Annotated in this window: 21 protein-coding genes and 4 tRNA genes; 17 read left to right on the plus strand and 8 right to left on the minus strand. The window is 43.7% G+C overall.

Annotated features, from left to right (window positions below):
• From ACHUFM_RS05245 to ACHUFM_RS05260, 4 genes are all read left to right on the plus strand, one after another.
• Nucleotides 1–77: transfer RNA gene (locus ACHUFM_RS05245), tRNA-Met, on the plus strand.
• A gap of 45 nt (nt 78–122) precedes the next feature.
• Nucleotides 123–199, plus strand: a tRNA-Met gene (locus ACHUFM_RS05250).
• 65 nt (nt 200–264) lie between these two features.
• Nucleotides 265–341 (plus strand) — tRNA-Met (locus tag ACHUFM_RS05255).
• Nucleotides 342–422: 81 nt separating this feature from the next.
• Nucleotides 423–499: transfer RNA gene (locus ACHUFM_RS05260), tRNA-Met, on the plus strand.
• 258 nt (nt 500–757) lie between these two features.
• Here ACHUFM_RS05260 and ACHUFM_RS05265 read toward each other — a convergent pair.
• The 4 genes from ACHUFM_RS05265 to pdxR all read right to left on the minus strand — a co-directional run bounded on the left by ACHUFM_RS05265 (nt 758) and on the right by pdxR (nt 5325).
• Nucleotides 758–2146 carry an aminotransferase family protein gene (locus ACHUFM_RS05265; protein ID WP_394180246.1) on the minus strand — a complete coding sequence of 463 codons (1389 nt, stop codon included), beginning with the start codon at nt 2144–2146 and terminating at the stop codon, nt 758–760.
• Between the two features lie 28 nt (nt 2147–2174).
• A complete protein-coding gene (locus tag ACHUFM_RS05270) occupies nt 2175–2933 on the minus strand; it encodes an SDR family NAD(P)-dependent oxidoreductase (protein ID WP_394180248.1) in 759 nt (252 codons plus the stop codon).
• Nucleotides 2934–2943: 10 nt separating this feature from the next.
• Entirely contained in the window at nt 2944–3678 is a 735-nt protein-coding gene (locus ACHUFM_RS05275) for a sulfite exporter TauE/SafE family protein (protein ID WP_394180250.1), read from the minus strand.
• A 174-nt stretch (nt 3679–3852) separates the two neighbouring features.
• On the minus strand, nt 3853–5325 hold the full coding sequence (gene pdxR / locus ACHUFM_RS05280; protein ID WP_394180252.1) for a MocR-like pyridoxine biosynthesis transcription factor PdxR: 1473 nt from the start codon (nt 5323–5325) through the stop codon (nt 3853–3855).
• Nucleotides 5326–5489: 164 nt separating this feature from the next.
• Between pdxR and tauA the strand changes: the two genes are divergently transcribed.
• The 8 genes from tauA to ACHUFM_RS05320 all read left to right on the plus strand — a co-directional run bounded on the left by tauA (nt 5490) and on the right by ACHUFM_RS05320 (nt 15201).
• Nucleotides 5490–6518 (plus strand): taurine ABC transporter substrate-binding protein, encoded by a 1029-nt coding sequence (gene tauA / locus ACHUFM_RS05285; protein WP_394180254.1) that lies wholly within the window; start codon nt 5490–5492, stop codon nt 6516–6518.
• 76 nt (nt 6519–6594) lie between these two features.
• Entirely contained in the window at nt 6595–7443 is an 849-nt protein-coding gene (locus ACHUFM_RS05290) for a taurine ABC transporter ATP-binding protein (protein WP_394180256.1), read from the plus strand.
• Nucleotides 7443–8357 (plus strand): ABC transporter permease subunit, encoded by a 915-nt coding sequence (locus ACHUFM_RS05295; RefSeq protein ID WP_394180258.1) that lies wholly within the window; start codon nt 7443–7445, stop codon nt 8355–8357. The genes ACHUFM_RS05290 and ACHUFM_RS05295 overlap by 1 nt, the downstream gene beginning before the upstream one ends.
• A 350-nt stretch (nt 8358–8707) precedes the next feature.
• The gene (gene xylF, locus ACHUFM_RS05300; protein WP_113875724.1) at nt 8708–9709 is read left to right on the plus strand and encodes a D-xylose ABC transporter substrate-binding protein; all 1002 of its coding nucleotides are present in this window, start codon (nt 8708–8710) and stop codon (nt 9707–9709) included.
• 55 nt (nt 9710–9764) lie between these two features.
• Nucleotides 9765–11294 carry a xylose ABC transporter ATP-binding protein gene (locus ACHUFM_RS05305; RefSeq protein WP_394180261.1) on the plus strand — a complete coding sequence of 510 codons (1530 nt, stop codon included), beginning with the start codon at nt 9765–9767 and terminating at the stop codon, nt 11292–11294.
• A complete protein-coding gene (locus ACHUFM_RS05310; RefSeq protein WP_394180263.1) occupies nt 11287–12414 on the plus strand; it encodes a sugar ABC transporter permease in 1128 nt (375 codons plus the stop codon). Before ACHUFM_RS05305 ends, ACHUFM_RS05310 begins: the two co-directional genes overlap by 8 nt.
• A gap of 39 nt (nt 12415–12453) precedes the next feature.
• Complete coding sequence (gene xylB / locus ACHUFM_RS05315) at nt 12454–13905, plus strand: xylulokinase (protein ID WP_394180265.1); 1452 nt, start codon at nt 12454–12456, stop codon at nt 13903–13905.
• Nucleotides 13906–14016: 111 nt separating this feature from the next.
• A complete protein-coding gene (locus tag ACHUFM_RS05320; protein WP_394180267.1) occupies nt 14017–15201 on the plus strand; it encodes a XylR family transcriptional regulator in 1185 nt (394 codons plus the stop codon).
• An 83-nt stretch (nt 15202–15284) separates the two neighbouring features.
• Here ACHUFM_RS05320 and xylA read toward each other — a convergent pair whose 3' ends face one another.
• Nucleotides 15285–16604, minus strand: a complete 1320-nt coding sequence (gene xylA / locus ACHUFM_RS05325) for a xylose isomerase (RefSeq protein ID WP_394180269.1) — start codon at nt 16602–16604, stop codon at nt 15285–15287.
• A gap of 200 nt (nt 16605–16804) precedes the next feature.
• Here xylA and ACHUFM_RS05330 point away from each other — a divergent pair, with 200 nt between their 5' ends.
• Nucleotides 16805–18163: an MATE family efflux transporter gene (locus ACHUFM_RS05330; RefSeq protein WP_394180271.1), complete on the plus strand. Its 1359-nt coding sequence runs from the start codon at nt 16805–16807 to the stop codon at nt 18161–18163.
• A 33-nt stretch (nt 18164–18196) separates the two neighbouring features.
• On the opposite strand, the gene ACHUFM_RS05335 is transcribed toward ACHUFM_RS05330, so the two are convergent.
• Nucleotides 18197–18568: a glutathione S-transferase N-terminal domain-containing protein gene (locus ACHUFM_RS05335; RefSeq protein ID WP_394180273.1), complete on the minus strand. Its 372-nt coding sequence runs from the start codon at nt 18566–18568 to the stop codon at nt 18197–18199.
• A 172-nt stretch (nt 18569–18740) separates the two neighbouring features.
• On the opposite strand from ACHUFM_RS05335, the gene ACHUFM_RS05340 reads away from it, so the two are divergent.
• From ACHUFM_RS05340 to ACHUFM_RS05355, 4 genes are all read left to right on the plus strand, one after another.
• Complete coding sequence (locus ACHUFM_RS05340; protein ID WP_394180275.1) at nt 18741–19697, plus strand: diguanylate cyclase domain-containing protein; 957 nt, start codon at nt 18741–18743, stop codon at nt 19695–19697.
• A 79-nt stretch (nt 19698–19776) separates the two neighbouring features.
• Entirely contained in the window at nt 19777–20853 is a 1077-nt protein-coding gene (locus tag ACHUFM_RS05345) for a GGDEF domain-containing protein (protein ID WP_394180277.1), read from the plus strand.
• A gap of 142 nt (nt 20854–20995) precedes the next feature.
• Entirely contained in the window at nt 20996–22582 is a 1587-nt protein-coding gene (locus ACHUFM_RS05350) for an L-lactate permease (protein ID WP_394180279.1), read from the plus strand.
• Nucleotides 22583–22592: 10 nt separating this feature from the next.
• The gene (locus ACHUFM_RS05355) at nt 22593–23006 is read left to right on the plus strand and encodes a gamma-glutamylcyclotransferase family protein (RefSeq protein WP_394180281.1); all 414 of its coding nucleotides are present in this window, start codon (nt 22593–22595) and stop codon (nt 23004–23006) included.
• A gap of 96 nt (nt 23007–23102) precedes the next feature.
• Here ACHUFM_RS05355 and ACHUFM_RS05360 read toward each other — a convergent pair whose 3' ends face one another.
• Nucleotides 23103–24617 (minus strand): alanine/glycine:cation symporter family protein, encoded by a 1515-nt coding sequence (locus ACHUFM_RS05360; RefSeq protein ID WP_394180283.1) that lies wholly within the window; start codon nt 24615–24617, stop codon nt 23103–23105.
• Between the two features lie 436 nt (nt 24618–25053).
• Nucleotides 25054–25995, minus strand: a complete 942-nt coding sequence (locus ACHUFM_RS05365) for a class I SAM-dependent methyltransferase (protein ID WP_394180285.1) — start codon at nt 25993–25995, stop codon at nt 25054–25056.
• Between the last annotated feature and the right edge of the window lie 8 nt (nt 25996–26003).

Consider the following 26003-nt stretch of genomic DNA (forward strand, 5'->3'; position numbering starts at 1 on the left):
CGCGGGATGGAGCAGTCTGGTAGCTCGTCGGGCTCATAACCCGAAGGTCGTTGGTTCGAATCCGGCTCCCGCAACCAGCAACGAAACTGAAATTGTTAGTGATAGTAGATAAATTAATTTGTCGCGGGATGGAGCAGTCTGGTAGCTCGTCGGGCTCATAACCCGAAGGTCGTTGGTTCGAATCCGGCTCCCGCAACCAATTTGCTTATTTTCAAGTTGTTGGTTCACTAAGAAAGTTGTTAACTATATTTATAGTTTATTTGTCGCGGGATGGAGCAGTCTGGTAGCTCGTCGGGCTCATAACCCGAAGGTCGTTGGTTCGAATCCGGCTCCCGCAACCAATTCGTAAGGTCGTGAGAATTGGTCAAAGCTTTTTTTAATACATTTCAAAATTAACCATTGAATTTCAATAGGTTTCATGTCGCGGGATGGAGCAGTCTGGTAGCTCGTCGGGCTCATAACCCGAAGGTCGTAGGTTCGAATCCTGCTCCCGCAACCATTTCAATTCTCTCTTTTTTTGAAGACAATAGTCGCTTTTGTTCAAAAAGTAACTCTGCCCCAATTTAATCTTTCAGCCATTTAATGAACGTTTATATTGCTTTCATCATAAGCTGTTTCAGCCGTAACTCATTATTACTCTTTGCTAGGTAATTTAGCGGATTTTTTCATCGAAGGGCAGAAGCGTGAATGAGTCGGTAAATTCACCCGGCGAATGACATGTCACTCGCCGAGTAAGGTTAATGTGAAGGGGTTATGCTTACGTTAAATCAACCGTTATATCTGCAAAAGCTTGGTCGAGTGTTGTTAAAATTTGCTGAATTTGAGCTTCAGTGACACATAAAGCTGGGCTCATGTTCAAAATATTGTTGAATTCAGCAAAGCTTCGATTGGTTCGGCCGATTAGCAAGCCAGCTTGTTTGCACTTTGCAAACAAGCTGACAGCGACGGATTCATCAACAGGTTGTTTATTAACTCTGTCGGTAACCAGTTCAATCCCCACCAATAACCCCTTGCCACGAACATCGCCAATTATAGCGTGTTTTGTTTTTAATGTTTGTAAACCGGCCAATAAAAGCTCGCCCATCTTAGCGGAGTTTTCGATTAAATTTTCCTCTTCAATGATATTCATGTTGGCTATGGCCGCAGCAGGACCAGCTAAGCAACCACCATAAGTCGAGATGTCTCTAAAATACCCTAGTTTATCTGTGTTGTCGGATTCTTGAAGATCTTTGTAAACCGCTTCTGTTGTCACGGTGCATGAAATAGCCGCGTAGCCTGAAGCAACACCTTTGGCCATGGTGACTATGTCTGGCTGGATATCATAATGTTGGTATCCGAACCATTTGCCTGTTCTGCCCAGTCCACAGACAACTTCATCTAGGATCAAAAGAACATTGTGTTTTTTGCATATCTGTTCAACCGCTTTTAGATACCCTTCTGGCGGGGTAATGATGCCACCACCGGCCGTAATAGGTTCAATAATGACGGCACCTACGGTGTCGGGACCTTCTTGTAGAATGACGTCTTCCATCAATTTTGCTGCTTTTAGACCATAATCTGTACTGTCTTCAAATTGACTGCGGTATTCAAAACAATGAGGAAACTCGACAAAATCAGGCACAAAAGGACCGAATTGATCTCGTCTTTGTGATTGTCCGGTAGCGCTCAAGGCGGCAATGGTGGTGCCATGATAATCTCGTTCTCTGTAGAGAATTTTACTTTTTTTACCCGCGTATTTTTTGTGTGAGATTTGTCTCACCATTTTGAACGCTTTTTCGTTGGCTTCTGAACCTGAGCTTGAATAAAAAACACGATTCATGCCGGGCATTTTATCGATTAAGTGATTCGCAAATACAGCCGCAGGTTTGTTACCCATAGCGCTGGCGAAGAAATTCAATTCAAGTAATTGTTCACTAATGGCATCGACAATTTCTTTGCGACCATATCCAGTGTTAGTAACCCAAACGCCGCCTGCTGAGGCATCTAAGTATTGATTGCCATCGATGTCCCACAAATCGAGACCTTGGCCTTTTACAAAAACAGGTAAGCCATTGTCAGCGGCGCTACCCGGTGTTAAATGGTGCCACACATGATCTTTATCAAAAGCTTTGATTTCATGGTTGGAGTATTCATTAATAAAAGACATATGTTGTTCCTCAGCATAAAAAAGGTGATTAATGACGGTGTATCGCAAAAGGTGACCAGCTTTGGCTTACTGGCATGATTTCCAACTGATTGATGTTTAGATGAGCTGGGAGTTGAGCAATCCAAAGTAGCGTTTCCGCAATGTCATCAGGTTGTATCGCGTCGGTGCCTTTGTATAAGGCGTTATAGGCTTGTGTGTCTCCACCTGTTCTCACAAGGGTGAATTCACTTTCGGATAAGCCTGGTGCTAGGCAAGTCACCCGAACACCTGTGCCTGCAAGGTCACAACGCAACGCCAATGAAAATTGCTCGACAAAGGCCTTCGTTCCGCAATAGACATTGCCGCCGGGATAAGGCCATTGACCGGCAATGGAGCCAATGTTAATGATGCTGGCCGATTTACCTGTGCTAATGAGTTGCGGTAACAAGGCATGAGTAACACTGGTTAGGCCTTTGATATTGGTATCGATCATAGTGTGCCATTGCGCTAAATCGGATTCTTGAGCTGGCTCTGTGCCAAGCGCTAATCCAGCATTATTAATAAGTAAGTGAATGGCCTGAAAGTCAGGCGGCAGAGCGGTAAAGGCCGTTTTAACTTGTTCAGTATCGCAGACATCTAGTGTCATCGTGCGTACCTTGGTCTGTGACGATAAGGCCGCTTCGATTTGCTCGAGTCGGTCGCTTCTTCTCCCTGTGAGGATGAGATTCCAACCAGATTGAGCAAAGAGCTTGGCGGCTGCTAAGCCAAACCCAGAAGTGGCACCTGTAATAACGGCGGTTTTATTCATATCTCTCTCCTTAATGAACACTGTGTAAGTTGAAATAAAGACTCAGTGCAGACAGAGAAATCAGCACTGGTAGGGCGATGTGTCGAAACGATTTTGGCGGATTCCGATGGAATAACCATTGGCCGACTAGGACGCCGATAAAAGCAGGCCCCAGTAAGATCAAAGTGGGCAGCCATAGTGAGATGTTAATAATCTTGTTTGCCACCATAAGAGCAACCGACGCTAAATCCGTTGCGCTGAGAAACAGTACGAGCGTGGCGCGTTGCACGTGGGCAACGTATGGGGTTAACAGTAAATAGCAAACCACAGGCAAACCACCAATAGAGGCGGCGGCAGTAAATCCACCAGAAATAGATCCGATCATTCGTGTGAGCCATTTATTCGGTGTTAGATGATTTGAATGTGGTTTTAATAACCAAATCGACATGGCTAACACGCTTAAGCTGACACTCAATTTGAGGAGTTGATCTGGTACTTTAATTAAGATTACAAGACCAATAGGGATGCCAATAAAAGCGCCAAAGCTCAATTGCTTTAACAAGTCGATATTTGCGTAACGCCAGGCTTTTCTGATTAAGCCAATTGAACAAAGTAAATCCAATATTAAGATCACTGGCACACTCACTTTGGCTGGCCAAATAAAGCTTAATCCTGAGATCGCAATGGCGGCAAAGCCAAAACCGGTGTAACCGCGAATGATCGCGGCCATAAATATCAACAACATGGCGAGTTCAAAATGAGGCATTCAACTTGTCTCCGTTATCACTGGCCCGAAGTGATATGAAATATGGGCGCAGTGATACGGTATAGGGGAATCGAGATCAGCCTATAGGTCCAGCTGAAAGGGAATATGGTGCCAGCTAGGAACGGTGCGAATAAGGTTACTGTCAGAGGTGTTTGAACTTTGTTTGTGTCTTCCCTAGATAAAATGGTCAAAGACGTGTTTTAAGGCGGCTATACCGGGTTCAATTTTATGAGATTCTATGGCTGAGAAGCCTAAACGAAAGTAATTCTGTGGAGGGTTTTGTGCCGTAAAATGGACCGCACCTGGCTCCATTAGAATGCTACTTTGTGCGGCTAACCAAGCCACTTCCTCGGTATTGACGTGTTCAGGTGCTTTCAACCAAACAGAAGTGGCGCCTGCACTGACATGTTCGCTGGTCCGCATATCGGGAAGGTGTCGATCAATGGCATCGTTTATACGTTGCAGTTTAGAGGCGTTAATGACTCGTAGTTTTCTTAGATAGGTGTCGTGATACCCCAAGGATAAAAACAGTGAAAGCTGGCGCTGAATGTTGGCAGGAGGGTGTCGATACATGAGCCGTCTAAGGGCTCGAATTTCTGTAATTAATTCCTCATCTGCCACCATGAACCCCACCCTTAAACCAGGGGAAATGGATTTTGACATGCTGCCGATGTAGATCACGCGGTTATTTTTATCGAGTGCTTTTAAAGCGGGTTGTGGGTTTTGTTTAATGTTCACTTCCGCATCGTAATCGTCTTCAATAATAATACAATCATGTTTTGCGGACAGAGTGAGCAGTTGTTGTCTTCTTTCTTTACTGAGCTCAACGCCTGTGGGGACCTGAGTGCTTGGGGTAATATAGAGGTAGTCACATGTATTTAAGTCATCATTGACAATGAGACCGTGTTGATTAATCGGTTGTCGGTGAATGTTGGCGTTAAAGAGAGAAAATATATTGAGTGCGTCTCTAAATCCTGGGTTCTCTAAACCGACTTTGGTGGTTTGATTACAGAGTAAATTGGCCAGCAGGTATAAAGAATTTTGAGTGCCAATGGTGATTAATATTTCACTTGATTCAACGTAAATACCGCGTCTTGGTAATAAACGAGTACGAATTTGCTCGATCAGTAACGGATCATCCGAATCCACAAGGTCATTAATCCAATACTTGTTCCATTGTCCAGACATGCTCTTTCTGACGCAGTCACGCCACTGCTCTAATGGAAAGAAGTCTTTTTGTACCTGACCATAGATAAAAGGGTATTCGAATTTCTGCCAATCATAAGGTTTGACGATGTTGATTTCATTACTGGGCTGTTTTTGAAATCGAGCTGACCAGTCAGGTGAGCTGGCGTTTTCTTCCTGCACTAAATCGGTGCTCAGTGCTTCTGTGTTGTGGAAAGTGTGGTTTACAAAGAAGCCTTTGCGGGAACGCGCTTCAATGAAACCACTGTCTACTAGGCTTTCATATATCAAAACAATGGTGTTTCTAGAGACCCCTAGCATCTTGGACAGATGGCGTGAGGAGGGGAGCGGTTCATCCAGTGGTAGCCCCCCTGTTAGTATTAAGTTGACGATAAATTCTCTGATCTGATCCTGCAATGTTCTTTCAGGGTCAAACTCTATGTGAAAGTACTGTTCTAACACGATGAACCTCTAAATCATCAATTTGATGCTCCAATCTAATGCAATATTTGCTCCACAAACCCCATCTGGACTAATGCTTTTGGGTAACTGGATCTATCGCTTCATTATCGACAACTTTTAATGTGGGAAAGGTAGCAACCAATTCCATCCTCAGGAGAACGAAAATGAACGTGAACCAAATAACCAAACTGGCCCAAAAAAGTCTCGGTTTATCTGTATTAATGAGTAGTTTGTGTCTGTCGCAATTCGCAAATGCTGAAACGATTACGATTGGCTACCAAGGTATGATGAACCCTTGGAAGTCAGTGATAGCGGAGAAAAAGCTAGAGAGTACGACCGGAATGGAGGTGGAATGGCGTCGTTTTGACTCTGGCGCTAAGGTCATTACTGCCATGGCATCTGGTGACATTGATATTGCCACTGCAGGCTCGAGCCCAATCGCCGCTGCGGTGAACCGTGGATTGGACATCGAATTGGTATGGATTCTTGAAAATATTAATGACGCCGAAGCGCTCGTTGTTCGTAATTGTTCTGGTATTGCCGCACCACAGGATCTAAAAGGTAAAAAAATCGGTGTGCCATTTGTCTCTACAACACATTTTCATATGTTATTTGCTTTAGAACAATTTGGCTTAACGGATAAAGAGGTAAGCCTTATTAACATGCAGCCAAATGCGATTGCGGCAGCCTGGGAGCGAGGAGACATAGATGGTGCTTTTATTTGGGACCCTGCGCTAGGGCGTATTAAAGAGTCAGGTCAAGTATTGATTAGTTCAGGAGAGCTTAGCCGTTGGGGTAAAGCAACCTTTGATGGCATGGTAATCAATAAGTCATTTGGTGAAGAAAACCCTGAGACGGTCGCTCAATTGATCAAGTTAATTGCGGATGCGGATGCGGAATATCGTGCTTCTAAAGGCGCCTTGACTGCTGATTCTCTTATGGTGAAAAACATTGCCAAGATGACGGGAGGACAAGCTGAAAATGTCCCTGATGTATTGGCTCTCTATGAGTTTCCGAGTTTGGCTGAGCAGACTAGCTGTGTCTGGCTTGGATGTGGTAACGAGGGCGGTGCTGCGAAGGCATTAATGTTTACCTCCGAATTTCTTAAACAAGAAGGCAAAGTCCCCGCTCTTGCCGATGACTATAGCGTTTTTGTGAACCCTTCTTTTGCTGAAGCTGCTGCAGAACTTTAATAAAAGCGCTTCCTTTTGACGATGTTAAATTCAAAAGGAAGCTGCCATCAGTGTTATATCGTTGGAGAAGAAGGCAATGAGCCGATTACAGATTCATGATGTGTCCGTTCGCTACCCTGGAATGAACGGTGGTGATACGGTCACCGCTTTATCAGGTATTAATTTTCAAATTGAGCCGGGCGAATTTGTCGTCGCACTAGGAGCGTCAGGTTGTGGTAAGACGACCTTGCTCAACTTAATGGCGGGGTTTATTCAACCGAGCGATGGTTATTTAACTCTTGGTGATAGCCAAGTGTCCGGTTTGCCTCGCGTTGCCGTCGGGGTAGAGCTAAATGATCAAATTACAGGCCCCGGCAAAGAGCGTGGCGTGGTGTTTCAAAAGCATGCTTTGCTGCCTTGGCTAAATGTATTGGAGAACACCGCTTTTGGTTTAAAACTACAAGGTGTTGGTTTAAAAGAGCGTCAGGCCAGAGCGAGTGAGTACCTTAAGTTAGTTGGATTAGAAGATTTCCATCACCATCCTGTGTATCAATTATCTGGCGGTATGCAACAACGTGTTGGGATTGCCAGAGCGTTAACCAATGACCCTAGGATGCTGTTATTAGATGAACCGCTAGGGGCATTAGATGCGTTGACTCGAGAGGTATTACAGGAATTGTTATTAGAAGTGTGGCAGCAAACCCAGAAAATGATGTTTTTCATCACTCACAGCGTAGAAGAAGCGTTATTTATGGCTTCCCGTCTCATCATTATGTCGCCTCGCCCTGGTCGAATTACTCATGATTTTTCTTTGGACTTTAATAAGGTATTTTTGGAAACAAGAGATGCTCGAAAAGTGAAGTCTATGCCTGAGTTTATTGCCATGAGAGAAAAAGTGTTAGGCATTATTCATGGTGATGAAGCCACCAATGGAGGAGCTCACTAATGACAAAATCATTTGATCCAATGGATTCTGTTGACCAGCTTAGTCGCCGCTCTCAGCAAAATGACAGAGCGAAAACGACGATGTTGCATCGTTTTGCTAATCTGTTTGCTGCAGGACCAGTGAAACCGGGCGAGTCATATGGTGCACCGGGGCAAGGAAAAAGCTTAGCGATTAGCTTATTAACGACATTTATACTGATCTTTATATGGTACATCGCAACTCAGTTACAATGGGTGAAGCCTTTATTTCTGCCTTCTCCCGTAGCCGTAGTGCAACGATTTTGGGAAGTTGCGACGCAAGGTTTTGCCAACGCGACCCTGATAGAGCATACCGGCTGGAGTATGATGCGGGTCTTTTCTGCGTTTGTTCTCGCGTTACTCACGGCCGTTCCTATTGGTATTTTTATGGGCGTAAACCGTATTGTTCGCGGATTATTTGATCCTATTATCGAGTTTTATCGCCCATTACCGCCTCTAGCCTATTTGCCATTGGTTATTATTTGGCTCGGTATTGGGGAAGTCTCGAAAGTTGTGTTGATATACTTGGCGATTTTTGCCCCTATGGCGCTGAGTGCCAGAGCCGGTGTGAAATCGGTAGCGATAGAGCAAATCCATGCCGCTTATTCGATGGGAGCAACGCGTTGGCAGGTCATTCGTCATATTATTTTGATTAATGCGCTGCCAGAAATTTTAACGGGAATGCGCATCGGGATTGGCTTTGGTTGGACAACTTTGGTAGCAGCAGAAATGGTCGCGGCCCAAGCTGGATTAGGCTTTATGGTACTTAACGCAGCGGAGTTTCTGGTCACGGATGTGGTCATCATGGGGATTATCGTCATTGGTATTATTGCTTATTTATTCGATCTATTTATGCGTTATTTAGAGCGTAAATTGGTGCCTTGGAAAGGGCGTTAATTATATCCGTTACATTTTCTGAATTCGCTAACAAGATAGTTAGGCATACTGGCTATTTTGTTAGCACCCCCCCCATTAATGATAACGTAAAGTCGTTACGTTGATATCGTGCTATTTGGTTGTTTTTTTCAAAGTACTTCCTAATGCGGTGCTTCATAAACACTTAAATTGAGTTTCATGGAGCTTATGGGTTCTCTTTTGATGACTTTTATTTAGACACTTTTATAGCATTTTATAAAAAAGGCTAAGGCCAAACTAAAAAAGATAATATCCCTCAGAGTGCGATCATTTTACATTCCTTTTACTCCTCTGGAGTTCCTTCATGAATAAAAATAAAAAGGAATGCGAAGATGAAAAGAATCTTATCTGTAAGTTTACTGGCCACTGCTTGCGCTGTGGCCTCCATACCCACTTGGGCAGCAGGTGAAAAAATCGGTCTGCTCATGTCCGATTTACGTCTTGAACGTTGGCAAAAAGACCGAGATTTGTTCACCGCGGAAGCTGAAAAATTGGGGGCAAAAGTTTACACCCAATCGGCCAATGGCGATGTTAGTACACAAATTTCCCAAGTTGAAAATATGATTTCTCGCGGTGTTGATGTGTTAGTGATTGTGCCTGAGAACGGTGAAGTCTTGAGTAATGTGCTCGCCGAAGCGAAAGCAGAGGGGATCAAAGTATTGGCTTATGATCGCTTGATTAAGTTTGCTGATATTGATCTGTATGTGTCTTTTGACAATATTCGTGTTGGTGAGATGCAAGCCGAAGCATTGTTAGAGAGAAAACCAACAGGACGTTACTTCTTGATGGGCGGTTCGCCAACAGACAATAACGCGAAGATGTTCCGTGAGGGGCAAATGAACGTACTTCAACCTGCTATTGACGCCAAAAAAATTCAAATCATTGGTGATCAATGGGCCATGGGCTGGTCGGCCGAAGCCGCTCTCAATATCATGGAGAATGCTTTAACGGCTAACAGCAATAAGGTAGATGCTGTGGTGGCGTCTAACGATTCCACTGCAGGTGGTGCAATTCAGGCATTAGCAGCACAGGGATTGAGTGGCAAGGTGATCATTTCGGGCCAAGATGCTGACCTAGCGGCCGTACGAAGAATTGTTCAAGGCTCGCAAACCATGACGGTATACAAACCGATTTCGAAGTTGGCGGAGACCAGTGCTGCAATGGCCGTGAAATTAGCTCGCGGTGAGTCTATTCAGGCAGATGGTTACGTGAATAACGGCAAGAAAGAGGTAGAGGCTGTACTATTGACACCAATTGCAGTGACCAAAGAGAACCTTGACGATACAGTTATTGCGGATGGTTTTCATAGCAAAACAGACGTTTATAACCCGTAATTTATCCAGATAATGGCGCTGTAAGGCGCCATTTGCTTTTCATAAGGTGTTTAAAATGAAGCAAAAACTTTTGGATATGCGCGGCATTGTTAAAAGTTTTTCCGGTGTGCGTGCATTGAATGGCGTGGATATCAGCCTTGATGCTGGTGAAGTGCTCTCTATATGTGGCGAAAACGGATCCGGCAAATCGACTTTAATGAAAGTACTGAGTGGTGTTTGGCCTTACGGTAGTTATGAGGGACAAATATATTTTGCAGGCCAACAAATTAAGGCCACCAGCATTCGTGATACCGAGGCGCAAGGTATTGTCATTATTCATCAGGAGTTGGCTTTAGTAAAAGAGTTAACCGTGATGGAAAACATCTTTCTGGGGAATGAGCTGGGTCATGCTTGGCGTATTAATGAAGAAAGCATGTATCGACAAACCCTTGCCTTATTGTTCCGCGTCAATCTTTCCATTGCGCCAGATACTTTGGTAAGTGAGCTGGGTGTTGGTCAGCAGCAACTCGTTGAAATAGCGAAAGCATTGAATAAAGACGTTAAATTGTTGATATTGGATGAACCAACGTCTTCTCTTACCAACCAAGAAATTCAAATCTTACTGGATATTGTTCGCAGCCTTAAAGAGCAAGGCATTGCCTGTATCTACATTTCGCATAAATTGGATGAAGTGTTGGCGCTCTCGGATTGGGTATGTGTTATCCGAGATGGGGATCATATTGCCACCCGTGCTGCCGCAGCGCTCACTCAAAACGACATTATTAGCATGATGGTCGGCCGAGAAATGGATCAGCTTTTCCCGCGTGAAGAGCATGAAATCGGTGAGGTTATTTTAACCGTCAACAAAGCTTTCGCGCGTCTGTCAGGGGCCAGTCGTCCTCAAGTAGACGGTGTAAGTTTTGAGTTGCGTGAGGGAGAAATTCTAGGCATTGCAGGCTTAATCGGTTCTGGTCGGACGGAGTTGATGCAGTGTTTATTTGGGTCTTATCCTGGAGAGTATTCAGTAGACATTGAATTGTCGGGTCAATCGCAGGTTATCCGTTCACAGCAAGCGGCACTTAAAGCTGGCATTGCAATGGTGCCTGAGGACCGTAAGCGGCATGGTATTGTACCGATTATGGGGGTAGGCCGAAACATGACGTTACCCATATTAGATAAATATCAAACTTGGTTTGGTGCGATCGATGAGCAGCAAGAGCATCAAGATATTGAGCGTTACCTTGAACGATTAAAAGTCAAAACCGCCTCCGCCGATTTGGCCATTAAACATTTAAGTGGTGGTAATCAACAAAAGGCCATCATTGCTAAATGTTTATTAACGCACCCAAATATTTTGATTCTAGATGAACCAACACGGGGAATCGATGTGGGGGCCAAATATGAGATTTATAAGCTCATGTATGCACTGGTCAAAGACGGTGTCTCCATCATTATGGTGTCGTCCGAATTGCCTGAGGTGATTGGTATTAGTGATCGAGTGTTGGTCATGCATGAGGGGCGTTTAAAAGGTCAATTTGAACATCAAGGATTAACTCAAGAAATGATTATGAACTGCGCGATTAAAGAAGGTGTTTCCAATGCTTAAAACAATAAAAGCGAGTCAGTTGCAATTACTTGCCATGATCGCAGCACTGTTACTAATTTTAGTGTTCTTTTCCATTGCAACAGAAGGGGCCTTTATCTCGCCACGAAACATTTCCAATTTGATTCGACAGACGGCCATTGTGGGGATTTTGGCCATTGGCATGGTATTCGTCATCATCAGTGCTGAAATCGATTTGTCTGTCGGTTCTATGATGGGGCTGCTTGGTGGCATTGCCGCGATACTCGATGTTTGGTTTCATTTTCCATTAATGCTGAGCATTGCGATTACCATGTTCGCAGGCTTAGTGCTGGGCTTATTTAATGGCTGGTGGATTGCTTATCAAAAAGTGCCTTCTTTCATTGTTACTTTGGCTGGTATGCTTGCGTTTCGTGGTATTTTAGTCGGTTTAACGGATGGTGTCACTGTGGCACCAACGTCCAGTTCACTGGCCATCATAGGTCAGAGTTATTTGCCTTCTGGCTGGGGCATGAGTGTGATTGCGCTGTTATGTTTAGGATTGGTTGCACGAGTATTTTCTCGTCGTCAAGCCAGGCAAAAGCATGGGGTGTTGAATCATGCCGCGAAGTTTGAATATGGCAAAGCGTTAATTGCAGTAATCGCATTACTGTCTTTACTAGCGATACTGGAAAATTACCGAGGCATTCCCACTCCCATCTTTATTATGGGAATGTTGATTTTAGTAGCGACCTACATTGCTAAACGAACCGCATTTGGTCGTCGTGTTTATGCAATTGGCGGCAATATTGAAGCGGCTCGTATGTCTGGAGTTAAGGTTGAAAAGACCAAGATGTTGGTCTTTGGTTTTAACGGCGTGATGGTTGCTGTGGCTGCCTTAATATTAACGTCGAGATTAGGTGCTGGTTCGCCTGCGGCGGGTAATATGGCGGAATTAGACGCTATTGCGGCTTGTGTTATTGGCGGCACCAGCCTAGCAGGTGGTATTGGTACTGTCTTAGGTGCCATCATGGGAGCCTTGATAATGGCCAGCTTGGATAACGGTATGAGCATGCTGGATGTACCGACTTTTTGGCAATTGATTGTGAAAGGTGCCATTCTGTTATTGGCGGTTTGGCTTGATGTGAAAACCAAGAAACAATAATAAGACAAATAATAAAACGATGATAATTAAGGTTGTGGCATGTACATAGGCATTGATTTAGGAACTTCTGGCGTAAAAGCTGTGCTAATGAATAAAACAGGTCAAATAGTGGCTACCAGTACCGTGTCCTTGTCTGTTTCTCGGCCACAAGCTTTGTGGTCAGAGCAAGACCCAGAAGATTGGTGGCAAGCGACAGATAAGGCCATGCTTGAACTAGGTCAGCAAGAGGATTTATCTGCTGTGGAAGCCTTGAGTTTTTCTGGTCAAATGCATGGTGCGACCTTATTAGATTGTCATGGACAGGTACTAAGGCCAGCCATTCTTTGGAATGATGGCCGTTCTCATCAAGCTTGTTTGTCTTTGCAGCATCGCTGCCCCGATATTCAGTCGATTACCGGCAATTTAGTGATGCCTGGATTTACCGCTCCTAAGCTGGTTTGGGTGCAGCAAAATGAAGCGGATATTTTCCGCAAAATTGATAAAGTCTTATTGCCGAAAGATTACCTGAGATACCGAATGACAGGGGAGTTTGCGACCGATGTATCGGATGCGTCAGGTACTTTATGGTTGGACATGGAGCAAAGGCAGTGGAGCTCGTCTGTTCTTGAGGCGTGTGGCCTGACCATTGAGCAGATGCCAGCCTTGTTTGAAGGTACTGAAGTAACAGGTTATCTAAAATCGGCGTTGGCTGAACGCTGGTCTATTCCGACCGTGGCTGTTGTGGCGGGTGCCGGTGACAATGCCGCTGGTGCTATTGGGATGGGGATTATCCATCCGCAACAAACCATGTTATCGCTGGGTACATCTGGCGTTATCTTTTCAGTTAGTGAAGGGTTTGTTGCGAATCCTGCGGTGGCACTGCACAGTTTTGGTCATGCGGTGCCGAATACATGGCACAGTATGTCGGTTATGTTAAGTGCTGCGAGTTGTCTGGATTGGGTCGCTAAATTGACGCAATTTAAGGATGTGCCATCGGCTTTAGCTGCGGTATCAAGCCGGTCTCATGGGGGGCAGGATAGTTTACTCTTTTTGCCCTATTTAAGTGGTGAACGGACACCGCATAATGATGCGAATGCGAAAGGAGTATTTTGGGGGATGACCCATGAGACAAGCGCGGTGGATTTGGTTCAAGCGGTACTAGAAGGTGTCTCTTTTGCTTTGTTAGATGGGTTGGATGCCGTGCGTTCTGTGCAAAACATTGATCCGACCATTGATGTGGTTGGCGGGGGGGCGCGTAGCGAATATTGGTTACAAATGTTGGCTGATATTTTTATGCAAACTTTGATTTATCGAGAGGGTGGGGAAGTCGGCCCAGCGCTTGGCGCTGCTCGATTAGCCGCTATCGGTGTTTCGCAAGAAGAGGCGTTGTCTGACATTTGTCGCAAACCTAACGCGATTAAACGCTTTGACCCTAATCTAGAATATGCCGATTATTACCAACAAAAAAGAGCAAAATTTCAAACACTGTACCATAGAGTAAAAGGCTTATAATGCTGAATTCTTATGGATTGGCATGCCATTTTTATATTTCTTGAATAAGAAACGTCAATAGCCAGTATGCTTTTGTAGCAAATAATAAAAATAACATAAGGAATGCTTCAAATGTTTGAAAAGCGTTATCGTTTAAATTTGGTATTTAATGCCAATAAGGTCTATGACCGACAGGTTATCGAAGGCATAGGCGAGTACTTACAAGCAGCCCAATGTGATTGGGATGTGTATTTTGAAGATGATTTTCGTAGTCGCCTGGACGGGCTCAAGCACTGGAAAGGCGATGGCATTATTGCTGATTTTGATAACCCTGAAGTAGAAGAGATATTAAAGGGCACTCAAATACCCACCGTAGCTGTTGGTGGTTCTTACCAGCGGCGTGATGATTATCCTCAATTGCCTTATGTCGCGACAGATAATGCTGCTTTAGTAAAAAGTGCCTATCAACATTTAAAGCGTAAAGGTTTAACAGAATTTGGCTTTTATGGTGTTCCAGCCAATAAATACCATCGTTGGTCGAGTGAGCGACAAAATGCCTTTATTGATCAAGTCAGTTCAGATGGTTATCGCCCACATGTCTATGAGGGTTATTTGACCTCCACTCAAATTTGGGAAACCGCACAGCAAGGGTTAGAAAATTGGCTGTCCGATTTGCCTAAACCGGTTGGCATTGTCGCCGTTACAGATTCTCGTGCTCGTCACCTTTTACAGGTTTGTGATCATTTAAACATCATGGTGCCCGAACACGTTGCCATTGTTGGTATCGACAATGAAAATATGGCGCGTTATTTGAATCGTACGGCCTTGTCGTCGGTAGAACAGGGGTGTAAACAAATGGGCTATGAAGCGGCCAAGATCTTACACCGCATGTTACTCGGTTACCAATTGGATAAGAGCTTGGTCTTAGTGGACCCCATTGGAGTACAAGAGCGCCAGTCATCTGACTATCGAGCATTAAAAGACCCGCACGTCATTCAGGCCATGCACTTTATTCGGCATAATGCTTGCCGTGGTGTGAAAGTAGCACAAGTAGTCGATTATATTGGCATTTCGAGAACCAACTTAGAGGCGCGTTTTATTGATGAAATGGGCTGTTCTATGCATGAGCAATTGCATATGACAAAATTTTCGCGAGCCTGCGAATTGATCATTTCAACGAACTTACCATTTGATGAAATAGCGCGCACTTGTGGTTATCCTTCCGTGCAGTATATGTATACTGTATCGCGCAAAAACCTGGGCATGACGCCAGGCGAGTATCGTGTTTCTAGTCGCTTATTAAAAGAAGGCTCTTAAGCTAATAGAAATATAGGTAACAAAATAAAAGCGCGCCTGGCGCTTTTATTTTGACTTAGGTTTCTGTGATCTGACGTTTTTATTTAGCGACGAATGTAACCATTCACTAAGTTTTCCAGCATTTCTTGACGACCTGATTCTGGATTAGGGTTAAGATTATTTATTTCAACGAACTCAGCAACCTGGCTTAACGTCATGTTACCACTGAGAATATTTTGTCCCAGTGTGTCCTGCCATTTTTCGTAGCGTTTCTCTACTAGGTTATTAAGTGTTTGCTCTTCTAACATGGCGACGGCTTTTTCCAAGGACAGGGCAAGTGTGTCCATCGCGCCGATATGACCGTGAAATAAATCCTCCAGATCAATGGATTGACGACGTAACTTAGTATCAAACATATAGCCACCGGTTTGGAAACCACCTGATTTAAGAATCTCATAGGTCGCGAGGGTATATTCCTCTACGCTAGTAGGAAATTGGTCGGTATCCCAGCCTAATTGAGGATCGCCCTGATTGGCATCAATGGAGCCTAAAATACCCAATGAACAAGCGGTGGCGATTTCATGATGAAAACTGTGGCCAGCTAAAGTAGCGTGATTAGCTTCAATGTTAACCTTGATCTCATTTTCAAGACCAAACTCTTTTAAGAAACCAAAGACGGTCGCCGTGTCATAATCATACTGATGTTTGGTTGGCTCGGCGGGTTTGGGCTCGATTAATAAGGTACCTTGAAAACCAATGGCATGTTTGTGCTCGACCACCATTTGCATAAAACGACCTAACTGGTTTCGTTCGCGTTTTAAATCTGTATTGAGCAAGGTTTCATAGCCTTCTCGACCTCCCCATAGTACGTAGTTTTCGCCTTTTAGTCGATGGGTGGCTTGCATCGCGTGGCATACCTGAGTGGCGGCATAGGCGAATATTTCTGGATTTGGGTTGGACGCCGCGCCTGACATGAATCTTGGGTTAGAAAACGCGTTCGCTGTGCCCCATAATAATTTCATGCCTGTGCTGGCTTGCTTGGCTTCCAACACATCGACCATTTCAGAAAAGTTGTTAATGTATTCGCGGATATTCTTGCCTTCAGGGGCAATGTCGACATCATGAAAACTGTAATAAGAAATGCCCAGTTTGGAAAAAAATTCAAAGGCGGCATCGGCTTTTAATTTGGCTGCTTGCATTTCCGTGTCGGCATTAAACCAAGGACGCTGAAATGTCGCTGCACCAAATACATCACTGCCTTGCCAACAGAAATTGTGCCAGTAACAAGCGGCCATTCTCAAATGCTCTGCCATGGTTTTCCCCATGATTAACTTATCGGCTTGATAGTGTTTAAAGGCAAATGGGTTGGTCGACTCGGGGCCTTCGTATTGTATTGGTTGAATAGTCGGAAAAAACTCGTTCATCTTGAACTCCTAAAGCTTGTTATTTTTGTTCACTTCCTCAAGCATCTTGGTTTTTTAACGACTTAGCTGCAATTACGAAATTTCTTGGTTCTATTATAGATTTTATGGATTAGAGATTGGTTGTAGAAAAAAAAATTAATAAAACGACGTTTTGAAAATGTGATATGATTTTGGCCATTCGTGGATTTATTGGAATTGCCTTGAACGTCGTATCAAAAGATAACCTTATTAAAAATGTTTCTGTGGCTTGGCCATTAGCCCTGAACGCCATTTTAGTCCAATCCATGGTGCTGGTGGACTTGATGTTAATTGCCAATTTAGGGGAAATTTCGGTCGCTGCCTTAGGATTGGCGTCGGCCATCCTGGCGTTTTTCGTTGGCACTCAATACGCTTTAGCCAATGGTACTCAATTGATACTAGCCAGAGCCGTTGGCGCAAATGATCGTCATGCCATGGCCAGCGGTTTGGTCATTGGCTGGCTGATTAGCGGTGGCTTCACATTAATCACCAGTGTGCTTTTATTGGTCGGTCTGGATGAGTTATTGAATTGGCTGGTTGATGACCCTTTAGTGGCGAGACAGGCGTATCGTTATTTGCAGGTCAGTGCTTATATGCTGCTGGTTTCCTCTTTTGCGCAAGTTATGATCGCTTTTTTTAATGGTTCTGGTCAGACACGCTTGCCTTTATATGGCTACTTGATCGAAATTCCTATGAATGTCCTGATCAGTTTGGTATTGATTTATGGTTATTTCGGTTTCCCTGAGTTGGGATTACGAGGTGCTGCCATCGGCAGTTTGGTGGCGGTGAGCATCCGTTTTGGCTATTTAGCATGGCAGCTAAAGCGACAAAAAAATTTGCCGATTATGGCGTCGAGAAAAGCATTAAACGTCGCACAGGTCGTTGCGCATTTTCGTGAGATTTTTCCAATAGCCACTAATTTCGTTACGCTGGCTTCTGGTGTTATGTTGCACCAGATGCTATTTGCTCAATTGGATGTATTTTCCTTTGCAGCCATCACTCTGGTGATGCCTTGGATGCAAATGGGGGCTCAATTTGTCACGTCTTGGGCGTTAGCGACCTCGATTAACATCAGTCAGTTTAGAGGTCGTCAGCAAACGCACCTAATTTCTGAATTTGTCGAGCAAGCAATACGCATTATTTTATTGCTTGGGGTGGTATTGTGTTTGGTGTTTGTCGCCTTTGGCGAATTGCTGCCCATTCTTTACCCGAGATTAGATGAGCAAACACAGCAAGCATTAGCGGGAATTGCACCAATTTATATCTTGATTCCATTAGTCAGAACCTACAACGGCTTATGTGGTCACTCTTTAAGAGCGTTGGGACAGAGCGTTAAGGTATTGCAAATCCATTTCGTCACTCAATGGGTGATTGGTATTCCTTACCTTATTTTAGTTTTGTACTGCGAAGGCCCTCTGTGGGCGGTGTTTGGTTCTATTCTGCTGGAGGAATGCTTGAAAGTATTCGCTTTCAGAAAGCATTTGAAGCGTGAACTCACTCTATTAGTATCATCTAACGTCGAAAAGCGCGGTAAGGAATAAGACAGGGTCTTATTATGAACCCTGTCAGTCCGTTTATGAGAAACGTTTTTCCAAGTATTGAATAATGTCAGACGATTCGTATAACCATTCTACGTTACCGTTTTCTTCAATGCGTAAACATGGCACTTTGACACGGCCACCTCCGATCAATAAATCCTCACGATATGGTGATCCTTCTGATGCACTGCGCTTTTCAATGGGAAGGTTAAGCTTGTAAATTGCGCGACGAGTTTTGATACAGAAAGGGCATGCAAAGAACTGATACAGAGCCAATTGTTTTGTCTCTTCATCTACCTTGGCTTGCTGTTCTGATGAACGTTTCAATTTACGTCCGCGGGTAATAAGGTCAATCAAAGCGATAAGGCCGCCAAGCAAGTTGCGGATACATTTGATGAGTAATTTCATATAAAGAAGGAAGTCTATGGTTAAGGTGGATTAAATCGTAATGACGAAAGCACGATCATTGTAATCCTAGACGGGATTGGTGCCTACCTTTGTTTTTATTGGCGCATTGTGAAATGCTGTACTAATCTCAATTTAACTTATTAAAATGCCTTTAAAAAGATAGAGTTAGAATATGGAAAAGTCCGCTGAGTTTTTGCGCTTGGTGTTAAATTCGATCGAGGAACATATTGCTGTAATCGATGTTAGTGGTGTGATTTGTTTTGTGAATCAAAGTTGGTCCAGTTATGGTGATCAAAACCAATGTCTAAGCAATGATAATTGGACAGCCATTAACTATCTTAGTATTTGTGATCAAGCGTCACTGACTGGGGATGAATTTGGTCGTCAAGCTGGAACAGGCATACGTCAAGTGATTTCAGGTCAGGCGGCTAGTTATTCATTAGAATACCCTTGTCATAGTGATGAAGAGCATCGTTGGTTTATGATGTATGTTTCGCCATTTGAGTTTGATAACGCTAATTACTATGTGATTACTCATCAGGATGTGACAGAGCGAAAATTGGCTGAATTGGCGGTAGAAAAGTTGGCTCGTTTAGACGGACTAACAGACATTTATAATCGACGAGCCTTTGATGAATTTTTGCAGAAAGAATGGAAGTTATGTTCAACATTACAGCAACCTATTAGCCTCGCTCTGATTGACCTAGATCATTTCAAGCAGCTCAATGATTGTTATGGGCATTTGGCAGGAGATGATTGTTTGAAGCAAGTAGCTCAGCTGCTTAAAGGACTTTCAGACTCTCCTCGACGATGGTGTGCCCGTTATGGTGGGGAAGAATTTGCTTTGATCATGGGTAACCTTGATGCCGTGAAGGCCAGACAGGTCTGTGAGGAATTCTTTGAACAAATACAGCATTTAAACATTCCGAATATCGGTTCTCCCATTGCGTCATTTATGACGGCGAGTATTGGCCTCGCTGAAGCTTGGCCGACCAACAAAACAAGCGCTATAGATTTATTAAATAAAGCGGATAATTTACTTTATACGGCAAAGGAAAAAGGCCGTAATTGTATAGAGGTATCACGCCAATCTCCAAACTCTGAATGGAAGCAGCTGTCTGTAATATAAAATTACAAAAAAAATGTTCACTTAAATTTCTTATAGTTTAGATTGTTTAACCTATTTTTAAGGCCAGAGGGAATTGCCCGTGGAAAATGGGTTAAAACAGCGGGTTTTACAATGGTTATTAGGCAGCCGTGAAAAACCGTATCAATATACTCATCATGCCGTTTTACTCATCGGCTCCTTGGTTTACTTTTATTGCGCTGTGGCAAACTACGCGTTTCACCTTGCTAGTCTCACTAATGTGTTGGTTCAGTTTGCGTTAGTGCCTATTATTCTTTTTATCTGGTACTTATCTCGCTGGCATAACTATTTTAAGAGCATGGCTGTGCTCTTCATGTTGCTAGTAACCCTAGTGTCTTTGCCCATTAATTGGATTGGAAATGGAGGATACAGTGGTCCTACCTATTTTTTAAACTTGGGTGTGCTTATCTATATTTCCGTTGCCTTTCGAGATTTAGGTCTTTACCGGCGATTGGGCCAAGCCTTGGCGATTTTAATGCCGATTCCTTTATTGATGATTGAGCGGCGTTATCCAGACTTGATTTTTAATCATGAGACAGCGGATTTACTTCAGCTTGACCTGACCATCAGCTTTGTCGCAACAGGCTTTTTTTTAATGCTGATGATGGAAAATTACTCTCGTCGTTTTAAGCTTGAAAGAGACAAAGCCACCAATTTGAGTATTAAACTGCAATTACTTTCCGAACAAGATCCGCTAACGGGATTGAGTAATCGCCGAGTTTTAGAGCCTTGTTTAGATTGTTGGCGTACAGAAGGAAGAACTTTTTGCCTGGCATTAATTGATCTGGACTATTTTAAGTCAATCAATGACCAATGGGGTCATAATTACGGTGATGAAGTGTTATGCGCTTTTGCTAAGGTTCTGCATGACCTTGCTAAACAACAGCATGGCCAAGCCATTCGTCTTGGAGGAGAGGAGTTTGTGCTATTACTTCCGCTGAACTTACAAATGACATTTGATTGTTTAATTAATCTAGCAAATGAGTTTAAGGCCACTCAGCTGGAAAATGGTGTCACCACCTTTAGTGCGGGTGTGGCTCAAATACAGGCGCAAGAAGAGAACCAAGCGTTACTGAAACGAGCTGATGATCTTATGTATGATGCTAAAAGAGCTGGACGTGACTGTATTAAAGTCTAATCTCAGTACATGGTTAACAGGCTCTCTTATTAAATCAATATAATGTCCGTTAGAGGCATTTCTTTTCTAATTGACTTGCCATAAGAGGTGATTTGAGCAAATCTGAACGTATCTGGATTCGCGATAGGGAAATCACTAGGTTATGTCAATTCTCTTGTCTGCTTTGCCAATATTGCTACTAATTTGGGCGATGACTAAGCGTCATTCGGTGCCGTCTCACATCGCTTTACCCAGCACAGCCTTGTTGGTTGCAGCGATTCAATACGGTTATTTTGAAGCGGATGTGCGTCTAATGCTAGCAAATAGTGTGGCGGGTATCTTGTCTGTTCTGACGCCTATATCCATTGTGGCAGGCGCCATTCTACTGAACCGGGTGTTGTTTTATTCGGGGGCAGAAGCGGTTTTGAGTCGTTGGCTGAAAAGCGTGAGTCAAAATAAAGTGGCGCAGTTGATGATCATAGGTTGGGCGTTTGCTTTTATGATTGAAGGGGCATCTGGTTTTGGCACGCCAGCAGCAATTGCCGCGCCAATTTTAATTGGTTTGGGCTTTCCTATCTTACCTGTCGCGATTCTTACACTCACAATGAACTCCATTCCTGTGTCCTTTGGGGCGGTTGGTACACCCATTTGGTTTGGTTTATCGGGTTTGTCTTTAACCACCTCAAGTTTACATGAGGTGGCTCAACACACTGCCTTACTAAATATGCTGGCTGCCTTTGTGGTTCCTATCATGGCTTTGCGTTTTGTTGTTTCTTGGCAAGACATTCGTTCTAACTTGGTGTTTATTTTATTAAGCATCCTATCCTGTACTGTCCCTTATGTTTTGGTGGCTCAGTGGAATCTTGAATTCCCAGCCTTGGTTGGTGGTGCTGTGGGCGTTATGTTGAGTGTTATCTTAGCAACCCGTGGTGTGGGACTGGCAACATCTACAACAGGTCAGAATAGCGACGCGGTATTGGATTCAAGAGAGGTAGTGAAAGCTTTATCGCCATTTATGTTTTTGATTGCGATTTTGTTGCTAACACGGCTGCCCAGTGTGGGGTTAAAACAGTGGTTAAACTCAACGATGCCAATAGGACAATGGTCTTCGTATATCGGTGAGTTTGAAGTAAGTCGGTCTTTGGTATTGGGGCTACAAAATATTTTAGGAACAGACATAAGCTGGCAATATAAGAGTTTATACGTTCCAGCTTTGATTCCTTTTGTCTTGGTGGTATTCGTGTGTGTTCCGTTATTTCGTATGTCGTTACAGCAAGTCAAGTTAGCAATAAAGGATACAGGAAGTCGATTACGTCTACCTTGTGTGTCTTTGATCGGGGCATTGGTGATGGTGAATTTGATGATGCAGGGCGAGGCATCGTCTCCCATGTTTTTAATTGCTCAAGGGTTTTCCCAAGTATTAGGTGAAAGTTGGGCCTATACAGCAGCATTGTTAGGTGCGCTGGGTTCTTTTTTTTCAGGCTCCGCGACCGTTTCTAACCTTACATTTGGCGCTATTCAATTGGACATTGCGCAATCGGTTGGCTTGCCAGTAGGCTTGATTTTGGCATTGCAGTCCGCGGGCGCGGCGATGGGCAATATGGTCTGTATCAATAATATTATTGCGGTCTCCACCATCGTTGGCATTAGTAATAAAGAGGGCGTCATTATTATGCGGACTCTGCGGCCAATGTTGGCTTATGCATTGATCGCGGCTTTGTACTCGTATGGATTTCTATGGCTGTTTTAGGAGGGATAGAATGAAAAAAGTCTTTGTCTTTGGCACATTGAAAGAAGGCTTTCCAAATTTTAGGCACAATCAAGGGCGTCGCTTTCGAACAGAGTTTGTCAGCCAAAGAGCATTTCTCTTATATCTGGTGGGAGAGCGTTACTCTCCTTGGCTGATATTAACGCCAGGTTTAGGTCATGCCATCAAAGGACAAGTGTTTGAAGTAACAGACGAGGTCTTACGAGAGATGGACTTGCTTGAAAGAGTCAATGAAATAGAGGGTTATCAGCGAGCCGAAATAGACGTTGTTTGCCAGCAAACGGGTGAAGTTTTTAGGGTGTTTGTTTATATTAAGCCAAGTCTATCTTTGTCGGTTCATGACATTAGAATGGAATTGAAAGACGAGTATTTGTTGGAGCATGCGAAATTATATCGCCCTCGATAACCCTATATGTGTTGGACGCAGTGATAAAAAAGGCCAGTCGCATGACTGGCCTTGATGTTTGTCATTGTGATTTAACATGACAGTGACGGGACAATATTACTTATCTGTTTCGTTTTTTGCTTGCTGCTTTTCTAGACGTTTTTCCCAGAAATCAGCACCTTTGATACCTAAAGCTTTTGGGTCAAAAGTATAGTCTTTAACGCCATTTGCTTTCTGTTGTTCGTAATCTCTTAGGGCTTTCATCGTTGGTTTCGCCATGAAGAAGATTAACAAAATCCCCACGATGTTTAACCACGCCATCAAGCCAACACCCACATCACCAAGGTTCCAGATGTAACCTGCTGTGTTTACGGTACCGTATGCGACCATAAACATGATTAGCAGTTTCACTAGTGTCAGTGGAATATTGATTTTTAACGCACGACGTAAGTAAGCGACGTTGGTTTCTGCGATGTAGTAATACGCCAGGATGGTTGTGAAAGCGAAGAAGAACAAAGCAATTCCAACAAAGGCGGATCCAGTATGTCCAAATACACTGGCTAGTGCCATTTGAGTAAAGGCTGGAGAGGCAATGATGGTTGAAGGATCAACGTTTTGTACGATGAATTGACCTTCTGCCAATGCGCCTTGTACGTTGTACTGCTGCGTGATCAAGATCATCAACGCGGTTGCGGTACAAATAAACAGCGTATCAATGTAAACCGAGAAGGCTTGTACTAAACCTTGTTGTGCTGGGTGTTGTACTTCTGCTGCTGCCGCGGCATGTGGACCAGTACCTTGACCGGCTTCGTTAGAGTAAACCCCACGTTTTACACCCCAACCAATGGCCGCACCAAAACCAGCTTGTGCTGTGAAGGCATCAGAGATGATCAGACCAAAAATACCAGGCACTTTATCAAGGTTTAAGAAAACGATGATCAACGCCATGATAATGTAACCAAACGCCATGAAAGGCACGATAACTTGCGTGAAGTTAGCGATACGTTTGATACCACCGAAAATGATGAAAGCCAATACGACGAGAATCACCGCAAGCGCTACTAACTTAGTTGAGCCGACTTCACCAAAAGAACTGGTGACCATAGTGCCTTCGCCAAATACTTGAGTAACGGCATTACCTACTGAGTTGGCTTGAATGCCAGGCAAGAAGATGCCACAGGCAATGATAGAAGATAGGGCAAACAACACGCCCAACCATTTCCAGCCTAGGCAACGTTCAAAGTAGTAAGCTGGGCCACCACGGTATTGACCGTTTTCGCTCACTTTGTAGATTTGACCTAAGGTCGATTCCGCGTAAGCCGTACTAGCGCCCAAGAAGGCTACAACCCACATCCAGAATACGGCTCCAGGACCACCGAAACCGATAGCGGCTGCAACACCAGCAATATTACCAGTACCAACACGACCAGACAGTGATACTGCCAGCGCTTGGAAAGACGAGATGCCTTTATCAGAGGTATTACCGTTGAATAACAAAGTCCACATTTCTTTGAAATGACGAACTTGTGCAAAACGCGTCAGAATTGAGTAGAAAAGACCTGCACCAAGACATAGATAAATTAAGGCAGGGCTCCAAATGATCCCGTTCAGGAAATCAATGAATGCTTGCATAGTGAATCCTCGAGTATAAGCTCTGTGAGCTTTTTTAATTGTTATATTCCTTGTGAAGAAACAAAGCTTGTGGCCTGTTTTCTTCGTACTGAGAATGCGTACTAAAATCTGTAAGTAAGTAACTTAATATTAAGATAAAAGTGTGCACCTTAGTGGGGCGAATTTATCACGATTCCTAGCATTACGCTATTTAACATAAGTAAAAAATGCGCTTAATAAAAAATTTCGACACAACAGAGGTTGTGATCGAGATAGAGTGTGAGCCTGGGGAAGCATGGCTCCTTAAGTAACTTCATCGGTGTCGGATGAGCTTTTTATTAGACAAATGTCTTGCTGATGATCAGGCTAACTTAAATTGTTTTTCTCCTGCAGCAGATTTGTTGCTCGATATCCTACTAGAACGTGAGACTTAGGTTAGTAAAGAAACGCTTTATGTCTATGTTTTTTTACTGAAGATAAGTACTTTTAAACCTCTTTCTAGGTCAATATCGGGGAACTCCGGAGGGTTTTCTAGACGGCATTGAAAATCTAATGCAGGGGCTTCAGCTTGCATGCTATCAATTAAGAATTGAGCCGGTAAGTTTGGGTCATTGATGCAGGCTAGAACCTGACCTTTTGCATTCAGTAAGTCTGGCAGTCGACGTAAAATTTTCTGATAATCTGTGGTCAGAGCAAAGCTGCCTTTTTGGAAACTAGGTGGATCAATAATGATAAGATCATACGGACCGTATTTTTTGATTTTACCCCAAGATTTAAAAATATCATGAGCAAAAAATTTCACTTTATTGAGATCGTGGCCATTCAAACGGTGGTTATTTCGACCTCGGCTAAGAGCACCTTTAGCCATGTCCAAGTTGACTACCTGATTAGCTTGTCCTTTGATGGCGGCGACGGAAAATCCACAAGTGTATGCAAACAAATTTAAAACGTTTTTGTTCTGGCTGTTTTTAGTGATCCAGCGACGCCCATAGCGCATGTCCAGAAATAACCCTGCGTTTTGGTTTTGTCCTAAGCTAAGTTGAAACTTTAAACCTTCTTCATCGACAACAAGATTCTTTTCTGCTTCTCCCCAGAGTGTTTGCGTGGGATGATTTGGCTGATAGCGATATTGAATAACAATGGCTTTGACATTACAGGTTGACCATTTCTCATGTAGTGTCCAAGAGATTATCTCCTGGATAAGACATTGCTCATCAGTCGGTATCATTTCCTTAAATAGGGTGATAAACAATTGCCCAGCCATAAAATCGACGGTAATTTGTTCTAAGCCTTCAAAGCACTGACCCCGACCATGGAAGAGTCTTCTCAGTTGGTTTGGAGTCTGCGGTAATTGCGTAAAAATATGCTGGGTTAGGGTGTTGAGAATAGCAGGGGTCATGGTGGCCG

The sequence above is a fragment of the Marinomonas posidonica genome, from assembly GCF_043643765.1.
GTDB lineage: Bacteria > Pseudomonadota > Gammaproteobacteria > Pseudomonadales > Marinomonadaceae > Marinomonas > Marinomonas posidonica_A.

Coding starts and splice junctions, on each gene's coding strand:
- ACHUFM_RS05320 (WP_394180267.1), top strand. CDS start 14,017: ATGTTTGAAAAGCGTTATCGTTTAAATTTGGTATTTAATGCCAATAAG.
- xylF (WP_113875724.1), top strand. CDS start 8,708: ATGAAAAGAATCTTATCTGTAAGTTTACTGGCCACTGCTTGCGCTGTG.
- ACHUFM_RS05270 (WP_394180248.1), bottom strand. CDS start 2,933: ATGAATAAAACCGCCGTTATTACAGGTGCCACTTCTGGGTTTGGCTTA.
- tauA (WP_394180254.1), top strand. CDS start 5,490: ATGAACGTGAACCAAATAACCAAACTGGCCCAAAAAAGTCTCGGTTTA.
- ACHUFM_RS05340 (WP_394180275.1), top strand. CDS start 18,741: ATGGAAAAGTCCGCTGAGTTTTTGCGCTTGGTGTTAAATTCGATCGAG.
- ACHUFM_RS05350 (WP_394180279.1), top strand. CDS start 20,996: ATGTCAATTCTCTTGTCTGCTTTGCCAATATTGCTACTAATTTGGGCG.
- ACHUFM_RS05290 (WP_394180256.1), top strand. CDS start 6,595: ATGAGCCGATTACAGATTCATGATGTGTCCGTTCGCTACCCTGGAATG.
- ACHUFM_RS05305 (WP_394180261.1), top strand. CDS start 9,765: ATGAAGCAAAAACTTTTGGATATGCGCGGCATTGTTAAAAGTTTTTCC.
- xylA (WP_394180269.1), bottom strand. CDS start 16,604: ATGAACGAGTTTTTTCCGACTATTCAACCAATACAATACGAAGGCCCC.
- ACHUFM_RS05360 (WP_394180283.1), bottom strand. CDS start 24,617: ATGCAAGCATTCATTGATTTCCTGAACGGGATCATTTGGAGCCCTGCC.
- ACHUFM_RS05355 (WP_394180281.1), top strand. CDS start 22,593: ATGAAAAAAGTCTTTGTCTTTGGCACATTGAAAGAAGGCTTTCCAAAT.
- xylB (WP_394180265.1), top strand. CDS start 12,454: ATGTACATAGGCATTGATTTAGGAACTTCTGGCGTAAAAGCTGTGCTA.
- ACHUFM_RS05365 (WP_394180285.1), bottom strand. CDS start 25,995: ATGACCCCTGCTATTCTCAACACCCTAACCCAGCATATTTTTACGCAA.
- ACHUFM_RS05265 (WP_394180246.1), bottom strand. CDS start 2,146: ATGTCTTTTATTAATGAATACTCCAACCATGAAATCAAAGCTTTTGAT.
- ACHUFM_RS05335 (WP_394180273.1), bottom strand. CDS start 18,568: ATGAAATTACTCATCAAATGTATCCGCAACTTGCTTGGCGGCCTTATC.
- ACHUFM_RS05275 (WP_394180250.1), bottom strand. CDS start 3,678: ATGCCTCATTTTGAACTCGCCATGTTGTTGATATTTATGGCCGCGATC.
- ACHUFM_RS05295 (WP_394180258.1), top strand. CDS start 7,443: ATGACAAAATCATTTGATCCAATGGATTCTGTTGACCAGCTTAGTCGC.
- ACHUFM_RS05310 (WP_394180263.1), top strand. CDS start 11,287: ATGCTTAAAACAATAAAAGCGAGTCAGTTGCAATTACTTGCCATGATC.